14 protein-coding genes are annotated in these 12,943 nt (G+C 66.3%); 8 read left to right on the plus strand and 6 right to left on the minus strand.

Annotation, left to right across the window (positions count from 1 at the left end; genetic code table 11):
- From VFP86_14560 to VFP86_14585, 6 genes are all read left to right on the plus strand, one after another.
- On the plus strand, nt 1–216 hold a 216-nt coding region (locus tag VFP86_14560), incomplete at its 5' end, for a branched-chain amino acid ABC transporter permease (GenBank protein HET9000856.1).
- Complete coding sequence (locus VFP86_14565) at nt 216–1,295, plus strand: branched-chain amino acid ABC transporter permease (GenBank protein ID HET9000857.1); 1,080 nt, start codon at nt 216–218, stop codon at nt 1,293–1,295. The genes VFP86_14560 and VFP86_14565, both read left to right, overlap by 1 nt.
- Nucleotides 1,292–2,053, plus strand: a complete 762-nt coding sequence (locus VFP86_14570; GenBank protein HET9000858.1) for an ABC transporter ATP-binding protein — start codon at nt 1,292–1,294, stop codon at nt 2,051–2,053. The genes VFP86_14565 and VFP86_14570 overlap by 4 nt, the downstream gene beginning before the upstream one ends.
- Nucleotides 2,037–2,747 (plus strand): ABC transporter ATP-binding protein, encoded by a 711-nt coding sequence (locus VFP86_14575; GenBank protein HET9000859.1) that lies wholly within the window; start codon nt 2,037–2,039, stop codon nt 2,745–2,747. Before VFP86_14570 ends, VFP86_14575 begins: the two co-directional genes overlap by 17 nt.
- A gap of 97 nt (nt 2,748–2,844) precedes the next feature.
- Entirely contained in the window at nt 2,845–4,179 is a 1,335-nt protein-coding gene (locus VFP86_14580; GenBank protein ID HET9000860.1) for an ABC transporter substrate-binding protein, read from the plus strand.
- A 159-nt stretch (nt 4,180–4,338) separates the two neighbouring features.
- Nucleotides 4,339–5,061, plus strand: coding sequence for a hypothetical protein (locus VFP86_14585; GenBank protein HET9000861.1), 723 nt, complete (start codon nt 4,339–4,341; stop codon nt 5,059–5,061).
- A gap of 25 nt (nt 5,062–5,086) precedes the next feature.
- Here VFP86_14585 and VFP86_14590 read toward each other — a convergent pair whose 3' ends face one another.
- Entirely contained in the window at nt 5,087–6,274 is a 1,188-nt protein-coding gene (locus tag VFP86_14590; protein HET9000862.1) for a membrane dipeptidase, read from the minus strand.
- Between the two features lie 223 nt (nt 6,275–6,497).
- Here VFP86_14590 and VFP86_14595 point away from each other — a divergent pair, with 223 nt between their 5' ends.
- On the plus strand, nt 6,498–6,695 hold the full coding sequence (locus VFP86_14595) for a hypothetical protein (protein HET9000863.1): 198 nt from the start codon (nt 6,498–6,500) through the stop codon (nt 6,693–6,695).
- Nucleotides 6,696–6,713: 18 nt separating this feature from the next.
- On the opposite strand, the gene VFP86_14600 is transcribed toward VFP86_14595, so the two are convergent.
- Nucleotides 6,714–7,904 carry a M20 family metallopeptidase gene (locus VFP86_14600; GenBank protein ID HET9000864.1) on the minus strand — a complete coding sequence of 397 codons (1,191 nt, stop codon included), beginning with the start codon at nt 7,902–7,904 and terminating at the stop codon, nt 6,714–6,716.
- A 128-nt stretch (nt 7,905–8,032) separates the two neighbouring features.
- On the opposite strand from VFP86_14600, the gene VFP86_14605 reads away from it, so the two are divergent.
- Nucleotides 8,033–9,043, plus strand: coding sequence for a zinc-binding dehydrogenase (locus VFP86_14605; GenBank protein HET9000865.1), 1,011 nt, complete (start codon nt 8,033–8,035; stop codon nt 9,041–9,043).
- Between the two features lie 4 nt (nt 9,044–9,047).
- On the opposite strand, the gene VFP86_14610 is transcribed toward VFP86_14605, so the two are convergent.
- From VFP86_14610 to VFP86_14625, 4 genes are all read right to left on the minus strand, one after another.
- On the minus strand, nt 9,048–9,605 hold the full coding sequence (locus VFP86_14610; GenBank protein ID HET9000866.1) for an AAA family ATPase: 558 nt from the start codon (nt 9,603–9,605) through the stop codon (nt 9,048–9,050).
- Nucleotides 9,606–9,676: 71 nt separating this feature from the next.
- The gene (locus VFP86_14615; protein ID HET9000867.1) at nt 9,677–10,180 is read right to left on the minus strand and encodes a hypothetical protein; all 504 of its coding nucleotides are present in this window, start codon (nt 10,178–10,180) and stop codon (nt 9,677–9,679) included.
- A 304-nt stretch (nt 10,181–10,484) separates the two neighbouring features.
- A complete protein-coding gene (locus VFP86_14620) occupies nt 10,485–11,669 on the minus strand; it encodes an FAD-dependent oxidoreductase (protein HET9000868.1) in 1,185 nt (394 codons plus the stop codon).
- A gap of 13 nt (nt 11,670–11,682) precedes the next feature.
- The coding region (locus VFP86_14625) for an FGGY family carbohydrate kinase (protein HET9000869.1) at nt 11,683–12,943 on the minus strand (1,261 nt) is incomplete at its 5' end.

Below are 12,943 nucleotides of genomic sequence, written 5' to 3' on the forward strand. Positions count from 1 at the left end.
CAGGTGGGGCTGCCGTTTACGCTCCTCGCCTACGCGACGGTGGCGCTCGGGGGCTTCGGAAGCATCCCGGGGACGCTCCTCGCGGCTCTCCTCGTCGGCGTGATCGAAACGGTCACGGCGCTGTTCCTGCCGCCAGCGTTCAAAGACGCGTTCGTATTCGCATCGTATCTGTTCCTCGGGCTGTTCAGGCCGCAGGGCCTCTTCGGGCACTTCTGATGGATGCGGCACCGGCGCACCCACAGGCTCCCCCGGCACGCCCGCGCCGGTGGACGGTCTGGGCGCTCGGCACAGCCGGCCTTGTGGCGGCGGTCGCCTATCCGCTGCCGTTCCAGTCCTCGGGCGTCATCTACTTTCAGACCGTGGGATTCCTGGTGCTGCTCTACGCCTCCCTCGGCATCGGCTGGAACGTCATCGGGGGCTGGTGCGGCCAGTTCGATTTCGGGCCGATGGTGTTCTTTGGCGTCGGCGCGTACGCGATGGCCGCCGCGGTGAAGTTCTTTGGACTGAACCCGTGGATCGGATTCGCCGTGGCCGCCACCTTCACGGTCTCGTTCGCGGGGCTCGTCACGGCCCCGATCACGAGACTGCGCGACCACTACTTCGCGATCGCGACCAACGCCATCTGGCTCATCGCCCTCCCCATCGCCACGAACTGGGAGCTCATCGGGGGAAGCCGGGGCATGTTCATCCCGCTGGTCAGGAAGGACACCCTGCTCAGCCAGCTCGCCACCCTGCAGCCGAACGGCCGGATCAAGGAGATCGTGTTCTACTATCTGGTCCTCGGGTACTTCCTGCTCGTACTCGCCGTGGCCAGCCGGCTCGAGCGCACCAAGTTCGGATACTGGTTCAAGGCGGTGCGGGACGACGAGGAGGGGGCGCAGGCGCTCGGGATCCACACCCGCGCCTACAAAGTGATCGCGCGGTGCTTCACGGCGGGGATCTATGCGGTCGGCGGCGGCATCTTCGCGATGTGGGCGCTTTCGGTCTTCCCCGACCAGGTCTTCGACATCAACTGGGGGCTCCTCCCGACGATTGCGGTGGTCCTCGGCGGGATCGGACGCCTGTGGGGCCCCGTGGTCGGTTCTCTGATCCTGGTGCCGATCTCGCAGCTGATCAGCACGTACCTCGGCACCGGCCCGCTCGCCGGACGCGGGATCGATCTCATCGTGTACGGCCTGCTGATCATGATCGTCGCGGCGGCGCGTCCGCAGGGTCTCCTGTCGCTGCCGTGGCGGCGCTGGCTCGGCGGCGAGCCTCTGGCGGCCGCCGGCAGCACCCCGGAGCGGTCGCCGTGATCGCGCTCGGCGTCGACCACGTCACGAAGCGGTTCGGGGGGCTCGTGGCCAACGACGACGTTACGTTCCAGATCGGCGAGGGTGAGATCGTCGGGCTGATCGGTCCGAACGGCGCCGGCAAGACGACCCTGTTCAACTGCGTGGCCGGCTACATGCACCCCGAAGAAGGGCGGATCCGGCTGTATGGGCGCGAGATCACTCAGAGCCGCCCCGACCAGATCTGCCGAGCGGGCGTGTCCCGCACGTGGCAGCTCGTGCGGATCTTCCGCCGGATGAGCGTGCTGGACAACGTGATGTGCGGCGCGTTCAACCGGGTGAACGCCGCCGGCGAAGCGCGGCGCCGGGCGCTCCGCCTCGTCGAGTTCGCGGGCCTCTCCGGGAAAGAGGGCGTCGCCGCCGGGACCCTGACGCTGGCCGACAAAAAGCGGCTCGAGATCGCGCGGGGCCTGGCCACCCTGCCGCGCGTTCTGCTTCTCGACGAAGCGATGTCGGGCCTCAATCCGGCCGAGACCGGCACCGCCGTCGAGTTCGTGCGCCTCGTGCACCGGGAGTTCCGCAAGGAGTTTGCCGGAGAGGCGAGCCCGATGACGATCTGCGTGGTTGAGCACGTCATGGAGGTAGTCATGCCCCTTTCACACCGGGTCATCGTGCTCGACTACGGCAAACTGATCGCCGACGGCCCCCCCGAGAAGGTGGCCCGCGATGAGTTGGTGATCAAGGCGTATCTGGGCGCCAAGTACCGTGCTCGAAGTCACTGACCTGCGCGTCTCATACGCGGGCGAGGTCATAGCGCTCCAAGGGGTCTCCCTCAGCGTGCGCGATGGCGAGGCGGTAGCCCTCGTCGGATCGAACGGGGCCGGGAAGACGACCCTGCTCCGGGCCCTCGCCGGGGTGTTGGACGCGGGCGGAGGCGAAGTCCGGTTCGACGGCCGGCCGATCACCCACGTCCCCGCCTCCGAGCGCGTCCAGCTCGGCATCGCGCTGGTCCCCGAGGGGCGGCGGCTGTTCAGCCGCCTCAAGGTGCGCGAAAACCTGATCCTCGGAACCTACACCAACAAGGACCGCGCGCATCGTGCTCGCCGGCTGGAGTTCGTCTTCTCGCTGTTCCCGGTCCTGTCGGAGCGCGCGGACCAGCGGGCCGGGACGCTCAGCGGCGGCCAGCAGCAGATGCTGGCGATCGCCCGGGCGCTGATGCTGGATCCGAAGCTGCTGATGCTCGACGAGCCGTCGTTGGGGCTCAGCCCGGTCCTGGTCGACCAGATCATGGAGGCGCTCCAGAAGCTCCACCGCGAGCAAGGAATGACCATCCTGCTCGTGGAGCAGAACGTCCCCGCGGCTTTGGAACTGTGCGAGCGAGGGTATGTCCTCCAGACCGGCCGCATGGTCTCCCACGGGTCGAGCGCCGAGCTGCTGGCCACCGACTTGGTCCGGAAATCTTACCTCGGCATCTAAGGGCGAACCTCGCAGAGGCATCCCGGGAGGAGAAGAGGGTCGAAGGACCAAATGATTTCCAAACTTCCGCGATGATGCATGTAGGGGGGGCTGCTCGATGCGCTGGAAGCAGTCGGGGACTACACTGGCGCTGTTCCTCACCGCCAGTGCGCTGGCGTTGTGGGCGGGAACGCCGATGCCGGGCGCGTGGAGCGCCGCGGCGATCAAGGAAGTGCCCGTGGGGGTCGTCGTCCCGTTGACCGGGACATTCGCGAGCCTCGGGCAGGAGCACCTGTGGGCGGACCAGACCGCTGTCGACATCGTCAACAACGCTCACCCGGACATCTCGATCTACTACGCCAAGACCGAGGGCCTCCCAAATCTCGGCGGGGCAAAGATCAAGATGATCGCCCGTGACGATCAGAGCAAGGGCGACCTCTCCCGCACCGTGGCGATCCAGCTGATCACGCAGGACAAGGTGGCCTGGCTGGACGGGACGACGATCTCGGGCAACACCTCGGTCATCCAGCCGGTGGCCGAGCAGTACGGCATCCCGTATTCCTGCCATGGGTGCTCGTCGCCGACGCTGACCGAGAAGGGGTTCAAGACGTTCTGGCGGACCGGGCCGAACGACAGGGTGATGATCGGGGCCATCTTCAGCTTCCTCAATGAATGGCCCAAGCACGGCGGGCCGTCGGACCTCAAGAAGATGGCGCTCATGATCTGCGACAACCTCTTCTGCCAGGACGGCCGGAAGGTCGCCCTGGATCTCGCCGCCAAGAGCGGGATCCAGGTCGTCGAGGAGATCACGACCAAGATCGGGGGCGCAAGCCTGACCTCGGAGGTGCAGCGCCTGCAGGGCTCCACCCCCGACTTCCTCTTCCTCATCGAGTACCCGCCGGATACGATCGTTCTCCAAAACACGATGAAGGCGGCCGGCTGGATGCCCAAAATCATCGTGACCAGCGACGGCGCGTTCGACGATGAGACCTGGCTGCAGGCCACCAAGAAAGTGAACGGCGCCGTGGGGTGGATGGGCCGCGACCCCACGGTCGTGGACCAGGCCCGCAAGAACCCCAACTGGGTCAAGATCAACGAGATCTATAAGAAGTACAGCCACGGCCAGAACATGGGCGACCTGGCGATGCGCGAGTTCACGGGGTTCATGTGGATCGCCGACACCATCAACCGGGCCGGCTCGCTCGAGCCCGAGAAGCTGCTCGAGGCGGCGGCCAAGACGTTCACCCGGCCGAAGGACCTGATTATTGACTACACTGGGGTCAAGTTCGACCAGAACCATCAAAATATTCTGGCCGGCGGGGTCGTGGCGCAGATAGGCTGGGACGGGGAGAAGCACCTGCTGTGGCCCTGGGACAAGGCGGCGCAGAGTGGCTACAAGGTGATGTACCCGAGTCCCTCCTGGGACGAACGGGCCAAACACCCCGCCCCGTAGTAGGGCGTACCAATTGTGAAGGTGAATTGTTAAGCCGGGGCCCGGGACTGGCCTTCACAAGATCTTGACAATTTCTTCAAAACATCCGAGTACACTCGTAGTGATCAACGGGTGGCCCCCGAGGGCTGCGAGATTGAGCGGTCGAGGAGGAAACGTGTGATGAAACAGGGCACCGCGGTCTTCCTGGGCGTGTTGATGGCGCTCCTCGGGTTAGCAGATGTGGGCCAGGCCCAGCCGCCTCAGACGGTGCAGGTTCAGGGCACCATCCGCGCGGTCGACTGCCAGGCGTATACGGTGACCCTCGACACTGCGGGAGGACCGCTGGCTTACCGCACAGCGCCGTCTGCGGCGATCATCGTGAACTCCGCCGGAGTTCCATTGTGTGCCCTGCAGCAGTACCCCGGCGCCTCGGCCAACGTGTGGGTGACCGCGATTCAGAGTGAGTTGGTCATCACCCGGATCGATGCGGTAGCGCAGGGCTACGCGCCTTCGAAGCCGGCGCCGTACGCGCCGGGGCCATCCCCGTACCAGGCCCCAGCCCCTGGCAACTATGCTCCTCCGGGCTATTACACGCCCCCGACCTATTACGCGCCCCCGACCTATTACGCACCCCCGGCCTATTACGCGCCCCCGGCCTATTACGCGCCCCCAGCCTATTACGCGCCGCCGCTCGTGGGCGTCGTGTTGGGCACGGTCGTCGTCGCGGGTCTCATCTATCTACTGGTGCGCCACTCGAGCGGAGCTCTCTATCGGTATCCGTATTACGGCTCGTACTACAGGAACTACTACCGGCCGATCTACCGCCCGTATTACGGCCCCCTCAGGTACGCCCCCGCGTACGGGTGGTGCCATCCCACTAGAGTGTGGGGCTACCGGTGCTGATAGGCACCCACTCGAGCGCGGCGCGTCAGCCTGCGATCTCGCGGTAGACCCGGAGGAAGTTTAACCCCAGGAGCCTGCGAAGTTCGTCTTCGTTGAAGCCCCACGCGGCCAGCGCCACGGTCAGGTTGGGCCAGTCGCCGAACGTGTCGTACCCCTTCAGGTGGTACTCGGGCGTGAGCCGGTGCTCCTTGAGCCGGAATCCCGCCCAATCGAATGTGCCGGCGCGGTGCCGCGGCATCGAATCCGGGTACTCCACGATGGATTCGGTGCCGGGGCCCTTCCCGGTCTTGTCCGTGCCGATTCCCACGTGATCGATGCCGCACACGTCCACCAGGTGCTCGATGTGCCGGCAGAAGTCATCCAGCGTGGCCTCCACGGACTCCGCGATGAATCCCGGCACGATCACGACGCCAAAGAACCCGCCGCGGTCGGCCACCGCTTTCGCGAGCTCGTCGGTCTTGCCTCGGTCGTGATAGCAGACGGCCTTGCTGGCCGAGTGGGAGACGACGATCGGCGCCGCTGACACCTTGAGCGAGTCCCAGCCCACCTGCTCGCTGCAGTGGCTGACGTCCACCAGGATCCTCAGCTCGTTCAGACGCCGCACCACTTCGCGGCCAAAATAGGACAGGCCGCCCTGGTGAGCCTCGGTGCAGCCATCGCCGACGAGGTTGCGGAGGTTATAGGTCAGCTGAACCATTGTGACGCCGAGGTTGTGGAAATACTCGATCCGATCGAGGTCGTCGCCGAACGGCGTGGTGTTCTGGAAGTCGAGGAGCAGCCCATACTTGCGATCACGGTGCACGCGCTCGATTTCGGCCGCGCGCCTGACGATCTGTAGCTCCCCCCCAAGGGCGTCCACGAAGGTGTAGGCCCTCGCGATTGCTTCGCACGCCCGCTCGAATGCCCCGGTCGCCTTGTGCGATCCTGAGAACGTTCCGCAGGCGACGGTGACCCCGGACCGGCGCCACAAATTGAGGTATGCCTCCCGGGCTTCCGGAGACGCCTGAATCTCACGGGCGGCCAGGACGGCCATCTGGGGGGCGACCTCGTCGCGCCCCAGGCCCTGCCGGGCGGCCTCGGCCACAATCCCCTTCATCTTCTCCGTGTACAGGAATCCGTTGATCGCCGGCGGCTGCTGTGTGTCGATCACCAACGCCTCGCGGTGCAGCTTCCGGGCCTCATCGGGGGTCAACGTCGGCTTCCGCTTCGGCATCGCGCGCCGCCTCTCCAAATGGATTGAGGATGAACCGATGTCATGGACGATCTACGCGGCCGCCTCAATGGAGTCCTCCGCACGCCGCCCGCTTCACTCATTCGAATGAGGGCCAGGCTCTCAGGTGAATGGGGAGCCGTTTCAACATAAGGGATCAGGGGGCCCGCCGGGCCCGGGGGAAAGACCACGGCCAAGAAGCAGGTCCGTTCAAAGGGGGACAACGATGCGCGCACTCATCCTTTCACTTGCTGTGGTCGTGAGCTGGGTCATGCTCGGCGCAGCGCCGGTGCACGGTCAGTCGATCACCGGCCTGGGGCAGGCCGATCAGGTACTCAACCTGTGCCACCAGCCGACGCTCATCACCGGCGAAAACTGCGGCGGCCACGGCGATCACGAAGGCGGCGGAAAAGGCAGGGGCTAATAGTCGCGGGGGTGTCGGTCAGACACCCCCCTTGACGCTCGACCGCCACGCGGACCACATCTCGTCCACGGCGCCGGGCCGGTACATCACGTCGAGAACCGTCATGGCGAGCCCCTTCGCGGCGGCGAGCATCGCGTTGAAGCCCTGCGGGGATCCCGACGCTTCCCGGAACTCAGGCGTGTGGCCGGAGACATCGCCGTCCACGATCTTGAGGTACGGATGGATGGTCGGCACGGTCATGCTGACGTTCCCGATGTCCGACGAGCCGATGCCTCCCTGCGACGGAGGCTGCTCGCCCTCGATGCCGAGGCGCCGCATGTTCTCCGCAAACATCTCCACCAGCACACGGTTGTTGTAGCGCTCGGCGTAGACCTCTCCCTCCTCGAACTCCACGCTCGCGCCGGTGGCCAGCGCGCCTGCCTCGGCGCACCGCTTCACCTTGGCCAGGACGTCCGTGAGCGCCTGACGGGTCCTCGCCCGCACGGAAAACTCCCCCTCGGCAAACGCGGGGACGATGTTCGCCGCGTCGCCGCCGTGGTTCACGATCCCATGGATGCGGACGTCACTGGTCACGTGCTGCCTCAGCGAGTCGATCCCGTGAAAGGTCATGAGGAGGGCATTGAGCGCGTTGATGCCCTTTTCCGGCATCGCCGCGGCGTGTGCCGCGCGACCGCGAAACCTGACCGCGAGCCGTAGTGCCGCCAGACCCCCTCGCGTCCACCAGTTGCTCCGCGAGGGGTGAAACATCATCGCCGCATCGATCCCCTCAAACACTCCCCGGTCGACCATGAAGACCTTCCCGCCGCCGCCCTCTTCGGCGGGCGTCCCGAGCACCGTGAGCGTCCCGGGGAGGGTTGGCGACGCGCGCCGGAGCGCGGCGGCCGCGCCCACGCTCGCCGTGCAGATCAGGTTGTGGCCGCACGCGTGGCCCAGACCGGGGAGCGCGTCGTACTCGGCGAGGAGGGCCACGTGGGGGCGGTCCCGGCTGCCTCGGGACTGGGCGCGGAACGCGGTCTCGAGGCCGGCGATCCCCGGCTCGAACGCGAACCCGCGCTCTTGGAGATACGCGCCGAGCCATGCCGCGGCCTTGCGCTCCTCAAATGCGGTCTCCGGATTCGCATAGATCTGCCCGCTCAACGAGACGAGGTCGTCTCGCATCGCGTCGACTTCCCGGCACACGCGATCCTTGAGCGCGGTCAACTCATCCATGTGCGGACACCCCGTGCAGTCTGGTTCTTCGGCGCCACAATTGGTCCCTCCGCTCGTCTGGAGGAGGCAGGAGCGATTCCTCACGGCCACGAACAACCGCGGCCGCGACACTCGAACAGGAGGTCACGATGAAGGCGAGCGTGCTTCACGAGGCCGGCGGGCCCACAGCCCTCCGTTTCGAGACCGTAGCAGATCCGACCCCGGGCCCCGGCGAAGTCGTCGTGCGCCTCGACGCCGCCGCCCTCAACCACCGCGACCTGTTCATCACCAAAGGCCAATACGCCGGCCTCCGCTTTCCGATCATTCTCGGGGCGGATGGCACGGGAAAGATGGCGCAGCTCGGCTCGGGCGTGACGGGCTTCAAGACGGGCGACGCGGTCGTCATCAACCCCACGCTCGAGTGGGGAGACGATCCTCGCGCGCAGGGACCTCGGTTCCGGATTCTCGGCCTCCCCGACAACGGGACCTTCGCCGAACTGGTGAAGGTGCCCGCGGCCAACGTCCTCCCGCGCCCCGCGCATCTCTCGGTCGAGGAGGCGGCGGCGATCCCGCTGGCCGGGATGACTGCGTACCGCGCCCTGGTGACGCGCGGACGGGTCCAGCGGGGCGAGACTGTACTCGTGCTGGGGATTGGCGGCGGGGTCGCCACGTGTGCGCTGCTCATCGCGAAGCAGGTGGGGGCGCGGGTGCTGGTCACCTCGAGCAGCGACGCGAAGCTCGAACGGGCGCGGGCGCTGGGCGCGGACGGCGGGTTCAATTACCAGACCGCGGACTGGGTCAAGGCCGCGCGAGAGGCGACCGGCGGGCAGGGGCCCGACCTCATCATCGATGGGACGGGCGGCGTCACGTTCGACAAGGCGCTCGATGCGGCCCGCCCCGGCGGCCGGGTCGTCAGCTACGGCGCGACGACGGGGGCGACACCCGAGCTGACCGTGCGCCGGGTCTTTTGGAAGCAGCTCAACATCTTGGGGTCGACGATGGGGAGTCCTGAAGACTTCCGGGGCATGCTCGCTGTATTCGGTTCTGGATCGGTACGCCCGGTCGTCGACCGAGTGTTCCCGCTGGAGGATGCCGCCAAGGCGCTCGAGCATATGGACCGGGCGGCCCAGTTTGGGAAGATCGTGCTCCGCATCGCGTAACCTTTCAGGCCCGCTCGGTCAACGTGGCTGGCGGATGGGCGCACAGGCCCGCGAGCCAGGCCCGTGTTGCGTGGGGCGAGCGGAGGCGCACCACCGTGAGATGCGCGTGCTCGGGGCGGCCGAATAGTATCGGATACTCTTCACGGTACTTCCGATACGTTTTTAGGGCCCAGAGGATGATAGAATCGCGGCGAAACAGGGCCGTCGTCAGCCGCTCGCGGTTCCCGCTCCACAACTCTTCCCGTGTCACGGCCCGTTTGAGGGTCCGGCAGGCCAACTGCCATAAGATCACCGGCAGCGAGTAATCGAGCCACACCACGGTGTCGGCGCGGCTCCAGAAAAGTTCTCGGACTTTGCTGTAGTTCCCATCAACCACCCACGCAGCGCCGCCCACAGCCCACGTGAGACGATCTCGCAACACGTCCGTTGGCGCCTCGGTCCAGTTCGCCTCCCAATGGAGCGCGTCGAGCTCGACGTGAGGAACGCCCAGACGCCCGGCGATTGCACGCGCGAGGGTGGTCTTGCCCGAACCGGTTGTGCCCACTACGACGATCCGCCGCATGACACCGACATCGTATTCTGCGACAGCGCGGGGGACAAGTCAACAACGCGGCTTCCTAGACGCCGAAAGTTCTAAGGCTTGTAGTGGAGCTGCTGTACGATCGCGCACAGCGCGGGCGCCTCGGCAACCGGCCAGACGTTCGTGATGCGGCCGTTGCCGTCCAGGTCCGCGAAGACTTGCGCAGCCAGGCTCGGATTCTGCTCGTCGAACGCGACCAACATGACGACATGGGTCCCGGCAAAGAAGGCCAGGAACGAGGCGTTGTCGTCGTCATGGTTTCCCAAGGGGCCAAAGACCGGGACGTCAACTCGGGGCGGGACGAGCAATTGGACGTAGCGGACGTCCGGCCCGCCCGTCGGGCACTGCCCGACGCCCGCGCCATTGACAGGGACGAGCCCGTTCAACAAGGAGGCGATGGGATCCCCGACTTTCGCGCTCCGAACATGCTGGGCGGATGCGGTCAACGTGGCCACAGCCGTAAACAAGACAACTAGGGGCACGACCAGCCATGTGCGGACCATTGGCAGCCTCGCTTTCGTCTGGGACTTGGTGTTGTCGTAAGCACACGTGATCATTATTCCCTCGTCCAGAAAGGCTGCGAGGGACACGGTAACCCCAGGAAATTCAGGACGGTTCCGTCTCGATAATGACACACGGATGGTGCGTTGACCTGCGCGCGCGTAACAGGAGGCACCGCCGTCACGAAGCCGACGGCCAGAGCGAAAAGGATCACGAGCACAAGTCGTATGGTCACCCACCCCGCTAAACCGGACTTGGGTTCGGCCCATTCCCACTGCAGAGGCGCAGTCTAGCGTACGCTTGGGGCAACCTCAACGTCGCGTGATGCGTCACCCTGTCCCTCCTTCGCGCCCGGACCGGTCAAGCGCTGGCGGCCAGGCGCCCCTTGAGGTCGGCGGGCCGGAACGGTCCCGGATCGGCAATCAACCGACGAGCGGCATCCACTTTCCCCCACGTGTTCCATAGGAGCACCCCCCGGACGCGTCCACCCTTCATGTAATAGATCACGCCTTCCCGGTACGGCTCCTTCCAGTCCGGCACGGTTTCGAGTCGGGCGTCCAGGTCGCCCACGGCTTCGTATCCCAACTCAAAGAGATCCGAGTAGAAAAACGGGAGGTGCGTGTACGGCCCTCCCTGCCCCGCCATCGCCTGTCCGGCCGCCCGGCCCATCGTATTCGCATTGTCTTCATGCTCGACGCGGGTGCGCACGCCCAGGGCAGCGTTCGGGAACGCGGCCACATCGCCGGCTGCGAAAATATCTGGATGGGAAGTCTTCAGCAGCCGGTCCACGACGATCCCGTTGTCGATGTCGAGGCCGGCCGCCTCCGCCAGCTCCGTCGCCGGCTGAATCCCCAGCCCGGCGACGATGCCGTCGACCGTGAGCTCCTGTTTTCCCTGGGTGCGGACGGCGTACCGGCCCCCCTGAGGCGTGAGGCCCACCGCGGTGTCCTCAGCGATGACCTCAACCTCCTTGCGCCTGTAGAAGTCGGTGACATACCGGGCGAGATCTTCGGGAAAGACCCGTCCACCGATCCAGCGGTCCCGGTAGACCATGACCACCCGCTTGTGGTTCATGGCGAGGGCGGCGGCGACTTCGGACCCAATAAACCCGCCGCCGATCACGAGGAACCGCTCACCCTGCTGCGTGAGGGCCCGGAGACGCTCGTAATCATCGAGGGTCCGATAGTAGATGATCTGGTCTCCTCCGAATCCGAGGCGCCGGGGGACTCCGCCGGTGGCGAGGAGCAATTTCTCATAGGTAAAGACGGTCCCCCGATCATCCGTCACGCGCTTTTCGCCGGGATCGACCGTGCGAACGGTCCGGCCGAGGTGAAAGTCAACGCCCTGGTGGTCGGTCTTCCGCCAGATGCTCTCCACCGGTTGTCCCTTCCACAGCGCCTTGGACAATGGAGGCCGATCGTACGGCGGATGAGGATCTGTCCCGATCAATCCGATCGCGGTCGACGAATCCGACTGACGGATGCCCGCGATCGCCGCGTCCGCGGTCATGCCGCCCCCCACAATGAGGTACTGGTAGTGGGCCATGATCTGTCCTCCCTCAGAACCCCCCGGCCCCCGGCGCCGGAGCGGAGACGAGATGCTGCCCCAGGTGATAGTAGGCTTGGAGCGCCCTGGCCAAGATTTCGTAGCGTTCGTGCTGGTCGCGATAGCGCGCGCTCCTGGCGGGATCGGGCGCCAACTTTTCAACCGTGGTGACGAGGGGAGCGATGTCCTCGAGCCGGGCAATCGCCCCGATCGCCTTGGCCGCCATCATCGCGGCCCCGAACGCGGACGCCTCCGGCTGATTGGGCAGCCAGGCTTCGATCCCGAACACATCCGCGACGAGCTGCCTGATCAGGGGTGAGTGCGTCAGCCCCCCCGACAGCAGGACGCGCGAGGGGGTGCCGATTTTCTCCGTCACGACGCGCTCCACGGACCGCAGCGCGAGGACCACTCCCTCTACCGCCGCCCACACGAGCGCTTCCCGATGGTGGGATAGGTCGAGGCCCACGAACGCCCCCCGCAACCTCGCGTCCCAGTATGGGGCGCGCTCGCCCGAGAAAAATGGCAGGCAGATGATGTCGGAGGTCGAATCCGCCAGGTGGCGGATCGACGCGATCGCATGCTCGAACCGTCTCTCGTGCGGGACGTCCGGATACGCGAGCTCGAACACCCACTCCAGGCTCGCCCCAGCGGAGCTCGTCGCCCCCCCCACGATGTAGTGCTCGTCATCAAACGCATAACAAAAGGCGCGCCCCTGTGTATCGATGACAGGGTCACCCACGGTGGCACGGACGGCGCCGCTCGTTCCGAGCGTCGCCGCCAGGTCCGTCGGCGCGAGGGCCCCGACGCCAAGGTTCGCGAGGGCCCCATCGCTCGAGCCCAAGACCAGCGGAGCGCTTTGATGGAGACCGAGGGCGGCCACGACGGCGGGCTTCACATCGGTCCTCGTGGTGTAGGTTGACGCGGGCGTCGACAGACGCTCCAGGGTGATCCCCGCGGCCTCCAGCGCTCGTCCGTCCCACCGTCGTGTGAACACATCAAACAACCCGGTGGCAGACGCGATTCCATGATCCACCAGCCACTCGCCTACCCAGCGGTAGACGAGTAATTCCTTCATGGACACGAACCGCGCCGCCCTCCTGAAGAGGTCCGGCTGGTGCTCGGACAGCCAGCGTAGTTTGCTGACCGGGAGCATGGGGTGCATCGGGACCCCGGTCCGGAGGTAGAGGCCGGCCGCGGTGCCGTCGGCCCGCCATTCCTCGGCGATGTCCGCCGCACGCCGGTCCATCCAGGTGATGAACGGCCCCATGGGCTCC

It is taken from the genome of bacterium (genome assembly GCA_035703895.1).
In the GTDB taxonomy this organism is placed as follows: Bacteria; Sysuimicrobiota; Sysuimicrobiia; order Sysuimicrobiales; family Segetimicrobiaceae; genus Segetimicrobium.

Coding starts and splice junctions, on each gene's coding strand:
- VFP86_14565 (HET9000857.1), top strand. CDS start 216: ATGGATGCGGCACCGGCGCACCCACAGGCTCCCCCGGCACGCCCGCGC.
- VFP86_14580 (HET9000860.1), top strand. CDS start 2,845: ATGCGCTGGAAGCAGTCGGGGACTACACTGGCGCTGTTCCTCACCGCC.
- VFP86_14585 (HET9000861.1), top strand. CDS start 4,339: ATGAAACAGGGCACCGCGGTCTTCCTGGGCGTGTTGATGGCGCTCCTC.
- VFP86_14590 (HET9000862.1), bottom strand. CDS start 6,274: ATGCCGAAGCGGAAGCCGACGTTGACCCCCGATGAGGCCCGGAAGCTG.
- VFP86_14595 (HET9000863.1), top strand. CDS start 6,498: ATGCGCGCACTCATCCTTTCACTTGCTGTGGTCGTGAGCTGGGTCATG.
- VFP86_14600 (HET9000864.1), bottom strand. CDS start 7,904: ATGGATGAGTTGACCGCGCTCAAGGATCGCGTGTGCCGGGAAGTCGAC.
- VFP86_14605 (HET9000865.1), top strand. CDS start 8,033: ATGAAGGCGAGCGTGCTTCACGAGGCCGGCGGGCCCACAGCCCTCCGT.
- VFP86_14610 (HET9000866.1), bottom strand. CDS start 9,605: ATGCGGCGGATCGTCGTAGTGGGCACAACCGGTTCGGGCAAGACCACC.
- VFP86_14615 (HET9000867.1), bottom strand. CDS start 10,180: ATGATCACGTGTGCTTACGACAACACCAAGTCCCAGACGAAAGCGAGG.
- VFP86_14620 (HET9000868.1), bottom strand. CDS start 11,669: ATGGCCCACTACCAGTACCTCATTGTGGGGGGCGGCATGACCGCGGAC.